Origin of the sequence: Nonomuraea salmonea, assembly GCF_042428605.1 — a bacterium.
GTDB classification, from domain to species: Bacteria; Actinomycetota; Actinomycetes; order Streptosporangiales; family Streptosporangiaceae; genus Nonomuraea; species Nonomuraea salmonea.
This window is the reverse complement of record NZ_JBHMCF010000011.1, coordinates 450,351-465,235: the sequence shown is the minus strand read 5'-3', so window position 1 is coordinate 465,235 and position 14,885 is coordinate 450,351. Positions and strand designations below refer to the sequence as shown.

Below are 14,885 nucleotides of genomic sequence, written 5' to 3'. Positions count from 1 at the left end.
GTCAGGCGTTGGTGCGGGCGTCGCGCCTGGGGCGGTGGCCGGTCACCTCGTGGCCGGCGTCGGGGCGCAGGAGCAGCATCAGCAGGGCGCCGGCCAGCGCGATCGCGCCGCTGACGTAGAAGGCCAGGGAGAAGTCGCTCTGCGTGAGGGGCGTGGCGGCGGGACCGTGGGCGACCTGGAGGGCGATCGCCGCGACCGCCACCCCGAGCGCCACGGAGATCTGCTGCGTCATGCTGAACAGCGTCGAGGCCGAGGCCCGGTCGGCGGAGCCGATGTCGGCGAACGACAGCGTGTTGATCCCGGTGAACTCGATCGACCGGGTGGCCCCCGCCACGAACGCGACCGCGGCCCCCACGACGAACCCGGTGCGCGCGTCCAGCAGCCCGAACGCCGCGATCGACAGCCCCACCCCGATCCCGTTGCACACCAGCACCGTACGGAAGCCGAGCCACCGCATCAGCGGCGTCGTGATCACCTTGATGACGAGGTTGCCGAGGAAGTACACGAGCACGAGCTGCCCTGCCTCCAGCGGCGTCAGCCCCCACGCCTCCTGGAGCATGAGCGGCAGCAGGAACGGGGTGGCGCTGATCGCCAGCCGGATCAGGTTGCCCGCGTGCAGGCTCGCCGCCGCGAACGTGGGCACCCGCAGCGGCCCCAGCCCGACCAGGGGGTACGCGGCCCGCCGGAACCACCGCACGGCCCCCACGCCCACCAGCAGCCCGACGGCCGGCAGGGCGAGGTCCAGCCCGATCAGGGACGGCTGCGCCAGCTCGGACAGGCCGTAGATGGTCAGGCTCAGCGACGTGACGATGAGGACGGTGCCGACGCGGTCGAGGGGCTTGGGCTCGCTGTCGCGCACGCTCGGCACGTACGCCAGCACGAGGACGGTGCCGGTCAGAGCGAGCGGCGCGTTCAGCAGGAAGATCCACTCCCAGCCGTACCAGGTGGTCAGGGCGCCGCCGAGCACCGGGGCGATGACGGGTGCGAGCAGCGCCGGCCAGGTGATCAGCGCGGTGGCGCGCATCAGGTCCTGCTTGCCGGCGTTCTTGAGCACGATGATGCGGCCGACCGGCACCATCAGCGCGCCACCGGCCCCCTGGACGACGCGGGCGAGGACGAACTGCCATAAAGCCGTGCAGGCCGCGCAGGCGATCGAGGCCAGGCCGAACACCACGATCGCGATCGCGAAAATCCGCTTGGCGCCGTACCGGTCCGACAGCCAGCCGCCCAGCGGGATGAAGGCGGCGCCGGCGACGACGTAGGCGGTGATGCCGATGTTGACGCTGACCGCGTCCACGCCGAACGTCTCGGCCATCTGGGGGAGCGAGGTGTTGATGATCGTGGTGTCGAGGTTCTGCATGAACCACGCCATGGCCACGATCAGGGCCACTCGCAGGGGAGCCCTTCCCTCTGCCGCCGCCTGGTCGTCCCGAGACACCTCCGCCAAGTCCTCCCCGTGGTACGCCGCGGCGGGGCCCGAGCGCCGCCCCGGGGGCACAACTCTAACCATGCCTCTCATGACGGAAATGTCCGCCCACCCCTACGGCTTGGTGCTGGTCAGCCGAACGGCTGAGCGTTGCGGGCGACGGCCGTGCCCCTCGGCATCGCGCTCCCGCAGGAAGGCGCGGGACGTCAGCCGGCGCGCAGGTCGCGAAGAGCCGTCCGGTACGCGGAGCCGACCATCGCGAACACCTCCAGCATCATCGGCATCCGCTCGACCCCATGACGCAGCGCGAGCGCTTCGAGATGTTTCCTGGTGGACGCGCACGCGGCCTCGTACACCTCGAGGCCCTCGGGCACCAGCTCAACGGTCACCATGCGGCGGTCGCGCGCGCCGCGCACGCGCCGCGCGTAGCCGCCCTTCTCCAGCCGGTCGATGAGCCGGGTCGTCGACGCGGACGGCAGCCCCAGCTCCTCGGCGATCGTGCCCACGGGCAGCGGTCCGCGCGTCTCCAGCAGCATGATCGCGGCCACGTCGGCGGGCCGCAGGCCGAGCTGGTCGGCGAGCGCGTCGTTGTGCAGCAGGATCGCGATCACGAACTCGCGGAAGACGTCTTCTGGCTGCTGCGCGGAACCCACTTCGTCACCCTACTCCCCATCGATGTATCTTCGAAGTGAAGATTTATCGAAGTGGAGAAATCATGGACGTCCTCGTCATCGGTGCGGGAGTCGGCGGGCTCGCCATCGCCCACGTGTTACTGGCCGGAGGGCACCGCGTCCGCGTGTACGAGCAGGCGCCGGAACGCCGTACCGGCGGCAAGGCGCTGCTGGTGTGGAGCAACGGCAACGCCATACTCGACGACCTCGGCCTCTCCCTGGCCGACGTCGGAGCCCGCATCGACAGGATCGACGCGCTCACCTCGACCGGCAGGCTGCGCACCACCATGGACCTGGCCCACGCCGCCGCCCGCTACGGCTTCCCGACCAGGGCCGTGCCGCGCCGCCACCTGCTCGATCGGCTGGCCGCCGGGCTGCCGGACGGCGTCGTCCGCCACGGCATGGCCTGCCGGGACGTGCGCCAGGACGCGGACGGCGTCACCGCCACGTTCGCCGACGGCTCCACCGCCACCGGTGACGTGCTCGTCGGCGCCGACGGGCACCACTCCGTCGTACGCCGGCGCCTGTGGGGCGAGGGGACCGTGCGGCCGGCCACGTTCGGGACGTGGCAGGGGCTGAGCCCCATCGACATCGAGATCACCGACACCACCAGGCACCTCATGATCAGCGGGCCGGAGGGCGCGTGCGGCCTCATGCCGGCGGGGGACGGGCTGCTGCAGTGGTGGTTCGACGTGCGCTGGTCGCCCGCCGACCCGCGGCCCGCCGCACCGCTGGCCGAGCTGCGCCGGAGGTTCGGGCACTGGCGCTCGCCGGTCTCCGACGTGCTGGCCGCCGCCGAGGAGGAGGACCTGGAGTTCTTCGGCCACCACTGGAACAAGGTGCCCGCCGTGTGGGGCGCGGGACGGATCACGCTGGCCGGCGACGCCGCCCACACCATGCCGCCCACCCTCGGCCAGGGCGCCAACCAGACCTTGGAGGACGCCTGGGTGCTCGGGCGGGCGCTGGCCGGCGAGGGCGACCCGGCGGCGCGGCTGCGCGCGTACGAGCGGGCCCGCTACCCGCACATCTCCCTGGTCTCCCGGCTCGCCAGGCGCAACCCGGCGAACTGGCGCACCCCGCCCATGCTCGCCCGCCTGATCCCGGAGACGGTGCAGACCCGGATGCTGGCCCGCTTCAGCAACCGCCTCACCACCGCAACCGGCTGACCCACCGTTGGTTCGTCTCCTTTCCGCCGCCCCCGGGCATGAGCGCGCACCTCGCCCCACGAGCACAGAGGAGCGGCGGATGTGTCGAAATAGGGGCCGGACAGTGAGAAGCCCCTTACTAACCGTGTTCGAATGATGACGTTGCGTATAGCGTCCCGTGATGTTCCAGCAAGTACGACAGAAGGAGCATCATGAGAGTCCTCAGCATGATCGCCGCCCCCGCGCTCGCCGCCGGCCTCCTGGCGGTGCCCGCCGCGACCGCGCAGGCCGCCGCGCCCGCCTGCCACGCCCACGTGTGCCTGTGGACGGGCGCCAACTACACGGGTGCCGTCTACACCTGGTGGGAGGCCAACGGCAACAGGTTCATCGGCGGCACGCACGCCGACAACGTGGGCTCGTTCGTCGCCACGAGCGGAGCCTGCTTCGTCGACACGGCCGACACCGAGTGGACCTGGCGGGCCAAGCGCCTGGCGTCGCGGGGCGACTACAGCTCCAACTACCGGGGCAGGTTCGGCGGCGTGATGGACCGCATCGCGCCCGCCCGTTACTGCTGACCGGCGATCCGCCGGCGGCCGGGGCACCCGCACCCGGCCGCGCGCGCGGTCAGGCGGTGTAGAGGGCGGCGACGGCCGCGAGGACGCGGTCGCGGGCGACCTGGCCGGGGGTGACGCCGGTCAGCACGTACGCGGCCAGCCCCTCCGCCAGCGCCACCAGGGAGAGCGCCGCCGCGTGCGGATCGAGCCCGGCGTCGATGCGCCCGCCCTGCTGGTCCCTGCGGATCAGGTCGGCCATCTGGCCGTGGAACTCGGCGTACAGGACCCGCATCCGGGCCGCGATGGCCTCCTCGGCGAAGGCGAAGGCGTGGAACGACTGCCGCACCCGCATGTGGGCCTCGCTGACGGCGTCGTACGGCACCAGCTCGGTCAGCACGGTCGTCAGCACGAGGCGGGGGTCGGCGGCGTCGAGGTCGGCCCCGGCCTTGTCCCTGATGCGGGCGGCCGACAGCGCGTTGCCCCGCTCGAACGCCGCCTCGATGAGCTGCCGCTTGGCGGGAAAGTAATGCTGCACCCGTCCAGGGGAGATGCCGGCCTGCGCGGCCACCTCGGTCAGCGAGACCGCGCCGAGACCGCGTTCGGCGACGATCGCGAGCACGGCGTCGGCGATCTCGGCCCGCCGCTGCTCGTGGTGGGCGCCAGGCCCACGAGTGCGCCGATGTGATCGCATCGATCAGAGTCTAGCGCGGCGGGGCCGTGCTGGATCGGACGACCAGGCGGGTCGGCACCAGGTCCGTGCCCGAGGGAGTGGTGCCGCCCTCGCGGATCCGCCGCAGCACCAGCTCCACGCACCGCCGCCCCACCTCGGCGAAGTCCTGGTGCACGGTCGTCAGCGGCGGGACGAAGCAGGCCGAGTCGGGAATGTCGTCGAACCCGACCACGCTGACGTCGCCCGGGACCGCCCGCCCCCGCTCGTGCAGCGCCCGCAGCACGCCCAGCGCCATCTGGTCGTTGGCGACGAACACCGCCGTGCAGTCCGGCTCACCGGCGAGTTCGAGCCCGGCGGCGTACCCGGACTCGGCCGACCAGTCGCCGTGCAGCGGCGGCGGCACCGGCCGGCCCGCCTCCTCCAGCGCCAGCCGCCACGCCTGGGCGCGGCGCTGCGCGGCGAACGACGTCTGCGGCCCGGTGACGTGCCACACCGTACGGTGGCCGAGGCCGAGCAGGTGGCGTACGGCCGAGCGCGCGCCCTCCGCCTGGTCGGTGTCCACCACGCTGTAGCGGTCGCCGGCGTCGGAGTCGACGACCACCGCGTGCACGCCCGGCGGCAGCGTCACGGTGCCGGCGTCGAGCAGGTGCACCTCGATGATCACGATGACCGCGTCCACGGCCAGCTCGCCCATCCGGGTGAAGGCGCCCAGCACGTTGTCCTGGGTCGGGACGTCGATGGGGATGAGCGTGATGGCGTAGCCCTCGGCGGCGGCGTGGGTGGCGATGGCCTCGACCGTACGGCTGTTGCCGATCGTGGACAGGTTGAACAGGATCACGCCGATGGTGTTGAACTGGCCGTAGCGCAGGGCGCGGGCGGCGCTGTTGGGCCGGTAGCCCAGCTCGCGCATGGCGGCCAGCACCTGCTCGCGGGTGGAGCCGATGACGCCGGGGTGGCCGTTGGCGACCCGGGAGACGGTCTGGGAGGAGACACCGGCGAGCCTCGCGACGTCGGCCATGGAGACCCGCTGCCTGCGGCGCCCGCCCGGCACGCCGGATCCGCCGCGCTGCGCGCCCCCCGTGGGCCGCGCGCCGCCGTCCGGCGCCTGCCGCTCCAGATCCATGCCCGTTCCGCTCCTGCCTGCCGCCTGTTTCCGTAGCCCCGTTCGTCGCCGTCCGTCACGGGCCGGGGAAATCTTTCGGCCTGGTCCCGGCCGGTGTCAATGCGCAACCGCCTCTTGACCGCAGGTGGGACGGGTGCCACGATACCGCAGCAGAAGTTAACGTAAACATCGCCCATGGCGATCCAGCTCATCACTCTCCGCGACCTCTGTCCGTGGCCGATGTTCACGTGAACATGTCGGTTGAGAGGAGTGACCGGTGGTCACCGAAGACGCGCGCGGGCGCCCGCCCTCGGCGGCCCGGCACGCCCGGGGGAGCAGCGGGCGCAGGTCCTGGCTCGGCTGGCGGTTCGTGGCGCCGTTCATGACGGTGTTCGCGCTCGTCTTCCTGGCGCCGATCGGCTACTCGATCTACCTCAGCCTCTACCGCACCCAGCTCATCGGCGGCACCGCGTTCGTCGGCCTGGACAACTACGTCAAGGCGCTGCAGGACCCGCAGTTCTGGTCGGCGTTCGGCCGGGTGTCGCTGTTCCTGGTCGTGCAGGTGCCGATCATGTTGTTCCTCGCGCTGCTGGTCGCCCTCGCGATCGACAGCGGCCGGCTCTACGGGGCGGCGTTCTTCCGCATCTCGGTGTTCCTGCCGTACGCGGTGCCCGCCGTCGTGGCGACGCTGATGTGGGGCTTCATGTACGGCACCAGGTTCGGCCTCATCGGCAACCTCAACGAGGCGTTCGGCCTGTCGCTGCCCGACCCGCTCTCGCCCGGCCTCATCCTGGCCTCCATCGGCAACATCGTGACCTGGGAGTTCGTCGGGTACAACATGCTGATCCTCTACTCGGCGCTGCGCGTGGTGAACCCCTCGCTGTACGAGGCCGCCGAGATCGACGGCGCCGACCAGTTCCGCATCATCTGGTCGATCAAGCTGCCCGCCCTGCGCGGCGCGCTGGTGATCGCCACGATCTTCTCGATCATCGGCAGCTTCCAGCTGTTCAACGAGCCCAGCATCCTCAAGGCGCTGGCGCCGAACTCGATCACCACCTACTTCACGCCCAACCTGTACGCCTATTCGCTGTCCTTCGCCGGCCAGCAGTTCAACTACTCGGCGGCGGTCGCCATCATCATGGGCGTCATCACGATGATCATCGCGTACGTGGTCCAGCTGCGCGGCATGCGGAAGGCGGTCTGAGCCATGGCCGTCACCGCACACCGCCCGCTCGTCATCCGCCACCGGCGCCCGCACCGGCGGCGCCGCAGCCGCACGCTCACCGCGCTGACCACGATCATGCTGGTCTACACGCTGCTCCCGCTGGCCTGGTTGCTGATCAACGCCACCAAGACCCAGGAGCGCCTGCTGTCCTCCTTCGGGCTCTGGTTCTCCGGCGACTTCGCCCTGTTCGACAACATCGCGCGGACCTTCACCTACGACGACGGCGTCTACCTGCGCTGGCTGCTCAACACGCTCCTGTACGTGGTCGCCGGGGCGGGCGGCGCGACCCTGCTGGCCACGCTCGCCGGCTACGGCCTGGCCAAGTTCGACTTCCCCGGCAGGAAGGCCGTCTTCGCGGTCGTGATCGGCGCGGTGGCGGTGCCGGGCACGGCGCTGGCCGTACCGATCTTCCTGCTCTTCTCCGACCTGGGGATCACCAACACCCCGTGGGCGATCATCATCCCGTCGCTGATCTCGCCGTTCGGCCTCTACCTCATCTGGACGTACGCCACCGACGCCGTCCCGAAGGAGATCCTGGAGTCGGCGCGGGTGGACGGCGCGGGCGAGTTCCGTACGTTCTTCCGGATCAGCCTGCCGCTGCTCGGCCCCGGCATCGTCACGGTCCTGCTCTTCAACGTGGTCGCGACCTGGAACAACTTCTTCCTGCCGCTGATCATGCTCAAGGACCCCGACTGGTATCCGCTCACCCTCGGCCTGCACAGCTGGAACCAGCAGGCCGGCACGGCGGGCGGCGAGGCCGTCTTCAACCTGGTGATCACCGGATCACTGCTCACCATCGTCCCGCTGATGGCGGCGTTCCTGCTGCTGCAGCGGTACTGGCAGTCAGGCCTCGCCACGGGGAGCGTCAAGGGCTGACCGGCGCATCGGGGGCCGAGCGACAAGCCACGACACCACGCGTACACCAGGACAGACCATCAGAAAGGCACCGCCCATGACGATCAACCGTCGTCACGCCCTCCTGCTGGGCGCGGCACTGACCGTGTCACTCGCCGCCACCGCGTGCGGCTCGTCCGGCGGCTCGGGCGACAGCGGTGGCGGCGGCGCCACCGCCACCGCCGCCGCGTCGCAGGCCGTCTCCGACGCCGACCTGCAGAAGGCGCTCGACGCCGGCGGCACCCTCACCGTCTGGGCGTGGGAGCCGACGCTCAAGCAGGTCGTCGCCGACTTCCAGCAGAAGTACCCCAAGGTCAAGGTGGACCTGGTCAACGCCGGCACCGGCAACGACCAGTACACCGCGCTGCAGAACGCGATCAAGGCCGGCTCCGGCGTGCCCGACGTGGCGCAGATCGAGTACTACGCGCTGCCGCAGTTCGCGCTGTCGAAGGCGGTGAGCGACCTGAGCGCGTACGGCGCGGGGACGCTGGAAAGCACCTTCACCCCGGGCCCGTGGAACTCCGTGCACGCCGGCGGCCCCGCCGTCTACGGGCTGCCCATGGACTCGGGCCCGATGGCGCTGTTCTACAACAAGGACGTCTTCGACAAGCACGACATCGAGGTCCCCACCACCTGGGACGAGTACGTCGTCGCCGCCGAGAAGCTGCACAAGGCCGACCCGAAGGCGTACATCGGCAGCGACAGCGGCGACGCCGGCTTCACCACCAGCATGATCTGGCAGGCGGGCGGCAAGCCGTACACGGTGGACGGCACCGACGTCACCGTCGACTTCGCCGACCCCGGCACCCAGAAGTTCACCGCGACCTGGCAGAAGCTCATCGACGGCAAGCTGCTCGCCTCCGTCCCCGGCTGGACCGACGCCTGGTACAAGGGCCTGGCCGACGGCACCATCGCCACGCTGGTGACCGGCGCCTGGATGCCGGCCAACTTCGAGTCGGGCGTGAAGGCCGCGTCCGGCAAGTGGCGGGTGGCGCCCATGCCGCAGTGGGAGGCCGGCGGCAAGGCCACCGCCGAGAACGGCGGCAGCTCCCTCGCCGTCCCCGAGGCCGGCGCGAACAAGACCCTCGCCTACGCCTTCGTCAAGTACGCCACCGTGGACGAGGGCGTGCGGACCAGGATCGACGGCGGCGCCTTCCCCGCCACCACCGCCCAGCTGCAGGACCCAGCGTTCAAGGACAAGGAGTTCCCCTACTTCGGCGGCCAGAAGGTCAACCAGGTGCTCGCCGAGTCGGCCGGGCAGGTCGCGCCGGGCTGGTCGTACCTGCCGTTCCAGGTCTACGCCAACAGCATCTTCAACGACACGGTCGGCAAGGCGTACACCTCCGCCACCACCCTCCAGGACGGGCTGAAGGCGTGGCAGGACGCCTCCATCAAGTACGGCCAGGAGCAGGGCTTCACCGTCAAGTAGCACGACCAGCAGGACAGGAGCAGACGTTGCAGGTGGAACACGGCCGCCGGTGGGTGCGCTGGCCCTCGGAGCCGGACAGGGCCAGGCTGGGGTTCGGCGCGGACTACAACCCGGAGCAATGGCCCCGGGAGGTGTGGGACGCCGACATGCGCGCGATGCGGGCGGCCGGGGTGAACATCGTCTCCCTGGCCATCTTCTCCTGGGCGCACCTCCAGCCCGCCGCCGACACGTGGGACTTCACCTGGCTCGACGAGGTGATGGACCTCCTGCACGCCAACGGCATCGCGGCCGACCTGGCCACGGCGACGGCCTCACCGCCGCCGTGGCTGACGGCCGCGCACCCGGAGATCCTCCCGGTGGACCAGCAGGGCCACACCGTGTGGCCGGGCGCCCGCCAGCACTGGCGCCCCACCTCGCCGATCTTCCGCCGGTACGCGCTGAGCCTCGTCGAGGCCCTGGCCGTCCGCTACGCCGAGCACCCGGCGCTGGCCGCCTGGCACGTGTCGAACGAGCTGGGCTGCCACAACGTCTACGACTACTCCGAGGACGCCGCCACCGCCTTCCGCGACTGGCTGCGCGCCCGCTACGGCACCCTCGACGAGCTGAACCGCGCCTGGGCCACCGCGTTCTGGTCCCAGCGCTACGGTGACTGGGCGGAGATCCTGCCCCCGCGCCTGGCCGCGTCCTACCCGAACCCGACGCAGCAGCTCGACTTCAAGCGCTTCTCCTCCGACGCGCTCAAGGACCACCTGCGCGCCGAACGCGACCTGCTGCGCCGCCTGAGCCCCGGCGTCCCGATCACCACCAACTTCATGGTGATGGGGGAGACCAAGGGGATGAACTACGCCGACTGGGCGGGCGAGGTCGACTTCGTCTCCAACGACCACTACGTGCTGACCGGGCCGCGGGCCCAGGACGAGCTGTCGTTCTCGGCCAACCTCACCGGCTCGCTGGCCGGCGGCCGGCCCTGGTTCCTCATGGAGCACTCCACCAGCGCCGTCAACTGGCAGCCGGTCAACCTGGCCAAGCGGCCCGGCGGGATGGCCCGCGACTCGCTCACCCACGTCGCCTACGGCGCCGACGCCGTCTGCTTCTTCCAGTGGCGGCAGTCGGCCGGCGGGGCCGAGAAGTACCACTCGGCGATGGTGCCGCACGCGGGCGAGGACAGCGACGTGTTCAGGTCGGTGACCGACCTCGGCGCCACGCTGGCCGCCCTCGCCCCCGTCGCCGGCAGCCACCGCTCGCCCGCCCGCGCCGCGATCCTGTTCGACTGGGAGTCGTGGTGGGCGTCCGAGCTCGACTCCCACCCCACCTCGCTGCTGCGCTACCGGCAGGAGGCGCTCGACTGGTACTCGGCGTTCCTGGGGGCGGGCGTGCGGGCCGACGTGGTGCCGGTCGCCGCCGACTTCTCCGGCTACGACCTGGTGGTGGCGCCCATCCTGCACCTGGTGCCCGCCGCGCTGGCCGGGCGGCTGGAGTCGTACGTGGCGGGCGGCGGGCACCTCGTCACCACGTACTTCTCCGGCATCGTGAACGAGGACGACCGCGTCTGGCTCGGCGGCTACCCCGGCGCGCTCCGGGACCTCCTGGGCATCCGCATCCAGGAGTTCGGCCCCCTGCTGGACGGCGACACCGTGGACCTCGATCTCGGCGTCACCGGCACGTTGTGGACCGACCGCATCGACCTGGCGGGCGCTTCGGTGCTGGCGTCGTACAAGACGGGCGACCACGCCGGCCGCCCCGCGATCACCCGCCACCGCACGGGGCCGGGAACGGCGACCTACGTCTCGACCCGCCTCGGCCCCGACGGACTCACCGCCCTGCTCCCCACCCTCCTGGAAACCGCCGGCATCACCTCAGAACTGCCTGCCGGCCTGCCCGGCCAGATCGAACTGGCCATCCGCACCGACGGAACACACTCCTACTGGTTCCTCATCAACCGAGGAGACCGCCCGGTGGACGTGTCGGCAGTGCCCGGCGACCCCCTGACCGGCCCTTCACTGGCCCTCGACGCGACCCTGGCGCCGGGCCAGGTCCGCATCCTGCTGCGCCGGTGATGTCACCTTTCGTACGGTCTTCCCAGAGTCAAGCGGGCGCCGTCCTCGATCGAGCCCAGCGGTGGAGAGGGGCGGCGGAACGGCGCGAATAGATTACCGCCCGAATCGTCGGGTGGGAATGCGCGAAAAAAGCCCGGATGGTTCTCGAACCGGTTATGGGCGGCACTTATAGCCCTGTGTCGATCGAGAAATAGCGAAAAGCTGTCATTTATCTTGTCAAAGTTGCATGGTGCGCAGAAAGTGAGGGGTGACCAGGAACAACTACGACCGATGGAGGAACGGTGAACCGACCCGTCAGCGGGCTCCGGCGTGTCCGGCCGACGATCCGGCGCGCGTTATCCGTGGCTCTGGCAATTGTCACCCTGGCATTTGTCGCCGTACCGTCGGCCGCCGCGCTGACGCTGCCCACGCCCAAGGAATTCGTGTCGTACCTCGACCTCGAGTGCTTCAAGACCGACTCGTACCAGCCGCCGGCCGTCGAGCTGACGCTGCGGCACCTCAACCCGGTCCTCGACGGTCTGCCGATCGAGCAGGTCACCCTGGGCGCGCGCGAGCAGCTGTGCGTGCCGGTCGCCAAGAACAACGTCATCCCGCCGTCCGGGGCGCTGGACTTCATCAGATTCGTCGACCTGGCCTGCTACCGGGTCGTCACCCCGGCAACCGGCAAAGGGCTGGTGCTCAGCCACCTCAACCCGGTGCTGCAGGACCTGCCTCGTACGCAGGTCGCGCTGAGCAGAGCACAGCAGATGTGCGTCCCTGTGGCGAAGAACGGCGTCGTTCCGCCAGATGAGGTCCTGCGACTGGTCCAGCACATCGACCTGCTCTGCTACGGAATCACCCCGAACGCCCCGATGAACCGGGCACTCAACCTCAGACAGCTGAACCCGGTGCTGACCGACCAGATCCCCCCGGCGACGGTACGGGTGACCGACGCCCGCCAGTTGTGCGTACCGATGCTGAAGCGCGGAGACAACATTCCGCCGGAAGTGCTTGAGGTCGTGCGCTGGGTGGACCTGGAGAAGTTCGACACGATCGCTCCGGCCATCACGCCGGTAACGCTGAGCCTGCGGCACCTGAACCCGGTGCTGGGGTCGCTGCCGCCGGAGCGCGCGACCCTCACCGGCGCCGTGCAGTTGGGTGTGCCCGTGGCGAAGAACGGACAGCTACCGCCGGGGTGAGCGCGCCGCCGGTGAGGTAGGTTCTGGCCGGGCACCTACGGGGGTCCGGCCAGGCATACGGGGCCGGTCAGGTGCCCCGGACCATCGAGCGATCACTCATCATGCGGCATCGACCGGCCAGGCCACGGCGCGTTCGACCACGGCCCCGCCAGCGCCGTTAGGCGTCTTGTCGGGCGGGCCGAGGGCGGCCACCTGCCGCGGCCCACGGGCGGTGTACCGGTGGTCCGCAGGTCATTTCGCTGGCGGTGCAGCCCGGCATGAGCGCGCACGCCACCGAACTGAGGAGAGACCGCGCGGCAGGCGTCACCTCCGGAATCGTCAATGACTTCGCCGGCGGACGGCGACGACCGACCGCCACCCACCATGGCAGCTGTGATGCGCCGGCCATCAACGCGCCGGCGGCGGATCCGCACCTCGTCCAAGGGCCATCGGCTGCGGTCATCACTTTCGCGTCACCAACGCCCGGTCAACCCGGCACGCGCCCGCATCCGCGCCTGCGGGAAACGCGCCGTCGCCACCTTGCAGACCTGGAAAGTCCTGACCCGGCTGTGCTGCTCTCCCCTCAGGGCCGATGCGTTCTCGGCCCATGGAACGCGCGGCGCGTTGGGGCAGGGCGCTTGAGGGGGGCCGCCGTCGCCGAGCTCGGAGTCCTGGAATGCCGATCTGGGTGAGTGCCCCCGGCAGGATTCGAACATGCGGCACCCGCTGTCGGAGAGAGGAGGTTTCTTCGCCTGTACCGGCATCTTGGGCTGCGCAATTATAGTTCATACCATTGTCCTCAGCGATTCCTAAGATGCGCCGATTCGACCAGTACACGTATCTCCCGATGTCACCGTTGCGCAACTGGCAGCTCCTCGCTCTGATCCGCCGATCTCAGCACCTCTTGATCGAGGGCAGAACAGTAGAGTACGCGTCGATACTCATGGTGTGCGTTCGCCGCTCGGGCGGTGGGCGCTCAGTAGATAGCCGCATGCCTGCTGACCTTTTATTCACATCCGCCGAAGGCAATTCAAGCACGGCACATCTTCGATGCCGTTCCAAAGTAGATCGCAAGCGGGTCCCTGATTCATAGCGGTAGGGATCTCGGTGTAAGGCATGCCTGTACAGCACTGATACAGTCCTTCGTCTGCCGCATCAGTACGGACGGTCCGGGTGAGCACGGTTGTACGCCATGAACATGCGCAGGGATTCGGCCGTCCTCCATCTCGTAGCGGTTGCCCTGGGCCCATTCACGAACCTCAGCGGGTCCCCGCCGACCACTCGGTGGGGTCGCGATCCCCTGGACGAGAACGCTTATCACGGCGGTCCTTGATTGGCAGTTCTTTCGGTAGATTCGGCATCCCATCGTCCCTGACGCTGATGCCGCCGGCAGGCTGCGTGACCGCAGGCGTGGCTGCGACCGAGCAAGCAGATGGATGACTCCGAGGGGGCCCGCCCGCTCATGTTCAACCCCGAGAGGATGCACTATGATTTGTAGACGCTCTGCTCGATTCGCTATTACAGCGATAGTACTGGCAATCCTCATCGCCGAGATCGTCCATTATATCGCCGACGAACCTGGGCGATTTCGCGAAGTTTACAGGGGTGCCGTTCAAACGGCATATCCCGAATATTCCATCGAGCAAAGTTCATATGCCAGAATTGATCCAATCTCAACCGAATTCTCAATGGTAGCGTTCCCCTATGGAAGTGGAAGGAACGATCAAACGCCACACAATATCTTTGGCGAAGTATCCGTAAATGCGATGAGGCGCGTCCACACACCATCGCTTCCCGACACGAACATGACAGCCCTGCTCAGATCATTCAACGGCGGGAACGGAACCGACGAGGCCGCAAAAGCTCACGCTAAGAATGCGTTGGACGACCTATCGGAAAACGCTTATGCGAACGCGATAATTGAGCTGACCATCCCTATGGGCGAGCAGCAATTAACGGACAGTTTCGGTGAATTTTTGAGATTCGCAGTGACGCAGTCTTTCTTTTTCTTTCCAGTCGTGCAGAGGGAATGAAGAAGCCCGTCTACTGGCGGGCGTGCGCGGTTTACGCAGTTGATTGCAAAAAGCTCTCCAGCATCGAGTTGTATCGCCGATGGGTGTCCCGCATCATATGGCTGGACCGAATTGGTTTTAGGCAACTGGGTCTGAACGTCGACCAGTTGCAGCGGTCGGCGCAGGAGGGACGCATCTACGGCCTGCTCACATACGGCTTCCCCAAGCCGGCATTGTTAGAAATATTGAGCCACCCAGAAGTCCGCGCCATACGAATCGCCAGAGCCTGGGAACTCGACGACTGACCTCGAAGTACACGTGAGCACGGTCCTGGACCGGCTGCCGTTGCGGGTGTTACCCGTCTCGTTGCCGGAGCGTTCGTGCTCGTCGTGCTCGAGATGATCGGTGATCTGGCCCTCCAGCACCAGCTTGGCCAGCCGGCCCAGCAGCCCCGTTCTCACCCACCAGCTCCACTCCTTCGGCTCGCGCCTGGTTAACCAGCTCCCGATCCGTCGAGTTTGTCCGGCTTCTTGCGCGCCACCG

The 14,885-nt window shown here is 69.1% G+C and carries 14 protein-coding genes and 1 pseudogene; 10 read left to right on the top strand and 5 right to left on the bottom strand.

The window, feature by feature from the left end:
- Window position 1 precedes the first annotated feature (1 nt).
- Window positions 2–1,390, bottom strand: coding sequence for an MFS transporter (locus ACFFR3_RS12535; protein ID WP_379483148.1), 1,389 nt, complete (start codon window positions 1,388–1,390; stop codon window positions 2–4).
- A 242-nt stretch (window positions 1,391–1,632) separates the two neighbouring features.
- Window positions 1,633–2,079, bottom strand: coding sequence for a MarR family transcriptional regulator (locus ACFFR3_RS12530; RefSeq protein WP_345402447.1), 447 nt, complete (start codon window positions 2,077–2,079; stop codon window positions 1,633–1,635).
- Between the two features lie 62 nt (window positions 2,080–2,141).
- Here ACFFR3_RS12530 and ACFFR3_RS12525 point away from each other — a divergent pair, with 62 nt between their 5' ends.
- Both ACFFR3_RS12525 and ACFFR3_RS12520 read left to right on the top strand, forming a co-directional pair.
- On the top strand, window positions 2,142–3,263 hold the full coding sequence (locus ACFFR3_RS12525) for an FAD-dependent oxidoreductase (RefSeq protein ID WP_345402450.1): 1,122 nt from the start codon (window positions 2,142–2,144) through the stop codon (window positions 3,261–3,263).
- Between the two features lie 191 nt (window positions 3,264–3,454).
- Window positions 3,455–3,817, top strand: a complete 363-nt coding sequence (locus ACFFR3_RS12520) for a peptidase inhibitor family I36 protein (RefSeq protein WP_364366901.1) — start codon at window positions 3,455–3,457, stop codon at window positions 3,815–3,817.
- Between the two features lie 49 nt (window positions 3,818–3,866).
- Here the strand turns inward: ACFFR3_RS12520 and ACFFR3_RS12515 are convergent, their stop codons facing one another.
- Together ACFFR3_RS12515 and ACFFR3_RS12510 are read right to left on the bottom strand one after the other, a co-directional pair.
- On the bottom strand, window positions 3,867–4,487 hold the full coding sequence (locus ACFFR3_RS12515) for a TetR/AcrR family transcriptional regulator (RefSeq protein WP_345402456.1): 621 nt from the start codon (window positions 4,485–4,487) through the stop codon (window positions 3,867–3,869).
- A 10-nt stretch (window positions 4,488–4,497) separates the two neighbouring features.
- Entirely contained in the window at window positions 4,498–5,589 is a 1,092-nt protein-coding gene (locus tag ACFFR3_RS12510) for a LacI family DNA-binding transcriptional regulator (RefSeq protein ID WP_364366904.1), read from the bottom strand.
- Window positions 5,590–5,845: 256 nt separating this feature from the next.
- Here ACFFR3_RS12510 and ACFFR3_RS12505 point away from each other — a divergent pair, with 256 nt between their 5' ends.
- The 8 genes and pseudogenes from ACFFR3_RS12505 (at window position 5,846) to ACFFR3_RS12470 (ending at window position 14,647) form a co-directional block, all read left to right on the top strand.
- Window positions 5,846–6,772 (top strand): carbohydrate ABC transporter permease, encoded by a 927-nt coding sequence (locus ACFFR3_RS12505; protein ID WP_345402462.1) that lies wholly within the window; start codon window positions 5,846–5,848, stop codon window positions 6,770–6,772.
- A gap of 3 nt (window positions 6,773–6,775) precedes the next feature.
- Window positions 6,776–7,669, top strand: a complete 894-nt coding sequence (locus tag ACFFR3_RS12500; protein WP_345402465.1) for a carbohydrate ABC transporter permease — start codon at window positions 6,776–6,778, stop codon at window positions 7,667–7,669.
- Window positions 7,670–7,745: 76 nt separating this feature from the next.
- Window positions 7,746–9,116 carry an ABC transporter substrate-binding protein gene (locus ACFFR3_RS12495; RefSeq protein WP_345402468.1) on the top strand — a complete coding sequence of 457 codons (1,371 nt, stop codon included), beginning with the start codon at window positions 7,746–7,748 and terminating at the stop codon, window positions 9,114–9,116.
- 32 nt (window positions 9,117–9,148) lie between these two features.
- The gene (locus tag ACFFR3_RS12490; protein WP_364366992.1) at window positions 9,149–11,173 is read left to right on the top strand and encodes a beta-galactosidase; all 2,025 of its coding nucleotides are present in this window, start codon (window positions 9,149–9,151) and stop codon (window positions 11,171–11,173) included.
- Window positions 11,174–11,454: 281 nt separating this feature from the next.
- Complete coding sequence (locus tag ACFFR3_RS12485; RefSeq protein WP_364366910.1) at window positions 11,455–12,351, top strand: hypothetical protein; 897 nt, start codon at window positions 11,455–11,457, stop codon at window positions 12,349–12,351.
- Between the two features lie 405 nt (window positions 12,352–12,756).
- Window positions 12,757–12,972: pseudogene (locus tag ACFFR3_RS12480) on the top strand (hypothetical protein); the annotation flags it as partial.
- Between the two features lie 845 nt (window positions 12,973–13,817).
- The gene (locus ACFFR3_RS12475; RefSeq protein WP_379483147.1) at window positions 13,818–14,363 is read left to right on the top strand and encodes a hypothetical protein; all 546 of its coding nucleotides are present in this window, start codon (window positions 13,818–13,820) and stop codon (window positions 14,361–14,363) included.
- A complete protein-coding gene (locus ACFFR3_RS12470; protein ID WP_379483391.1) occupies window positions 14,360–14,647 on the top strand; it encodes a hypothetical protein in 288 nt (95 codons plus the stop codon). Before ACFFR3_RS12475 ends, ACFFR3_RS12470 begins: the two co-directional genes overlap by 4 nt.
- Here ACFFR3_RS12470 and ACFFR3_RS12465 read toward each other — a convergent pair.
- A complete protein-coding gene (locus ACFFR3_RS12465) occupies window positions 14,579–14,767 on the bottom strand; it encodes a transposase (RefSeq protein ID WP_379483380.1) in 189 nt (62 codons plus the stop codon). The genes ACFFR3_RS12470 and ACFFR3_RS12465 overlap by 69 nt on opposite strands.
- Window positions 14,768–14,885: the final 118 nt, after the last annotated feature.

Coding starts and splice junctions, on each gene's coding strand:
- ACFFR3_RS12525 (WP_345402450.1), top strand. CDS start 2,142: ATGGACGTCCTCGTCATCGGTGCGGGAGTCGGCGGGCTCGCCATCGCC.
- ACFFR3_RS12520 (WP_364366901.1), top strand. CDS start 3,455: ATGAGAGTCCTCAGCATGATCGCCGCCCCCGCGCTCGCCGCCGGCCTC.
- ACFFR3_RS12515 (WP_345402456.1), bottom strand. CDS start 4,487: ATGCGATCACATCGGCGCACTCGTGGGCCTGGCGCCCACCACGAGCAG.
- ACFFR3_RS12510 (WP_364366904.1), bottom strand. CDS start 5,589: ATGGATCTGGAGCGGCAGGCGCCGGACGGCGGCGCGCGGCCCACGGGG.
- ACFFR3_RS12500 (WP_345402465.1), top strand. CDS start 6,776: ATGGCCGTCACCGCACACCGCCCGCTCGTCATCCGCCACCGGCGCCCG.
- ACFFR3_RS12495 (WP_345402468.1), top strand. CDS start 7,746: ATGACGATCAACCGTCGTCACGCCCTCCTGCTGGGCGCGGCACTGACC.
- ACFFR3_RS12475 (WP_379483147.1), top strand. CDS start 13,818: ATGATTTGTAGACGCTCTGCTCGATTCGCTATTACAGCGATAGTACTG.
- ACFFR3_RS12470 (WP_379483391.1), top strand. CDS start 14,360: ATGAAGAAGCCCGTCTACTGGCGGGCGTGCGCGGTTTACGCAGTTGAT.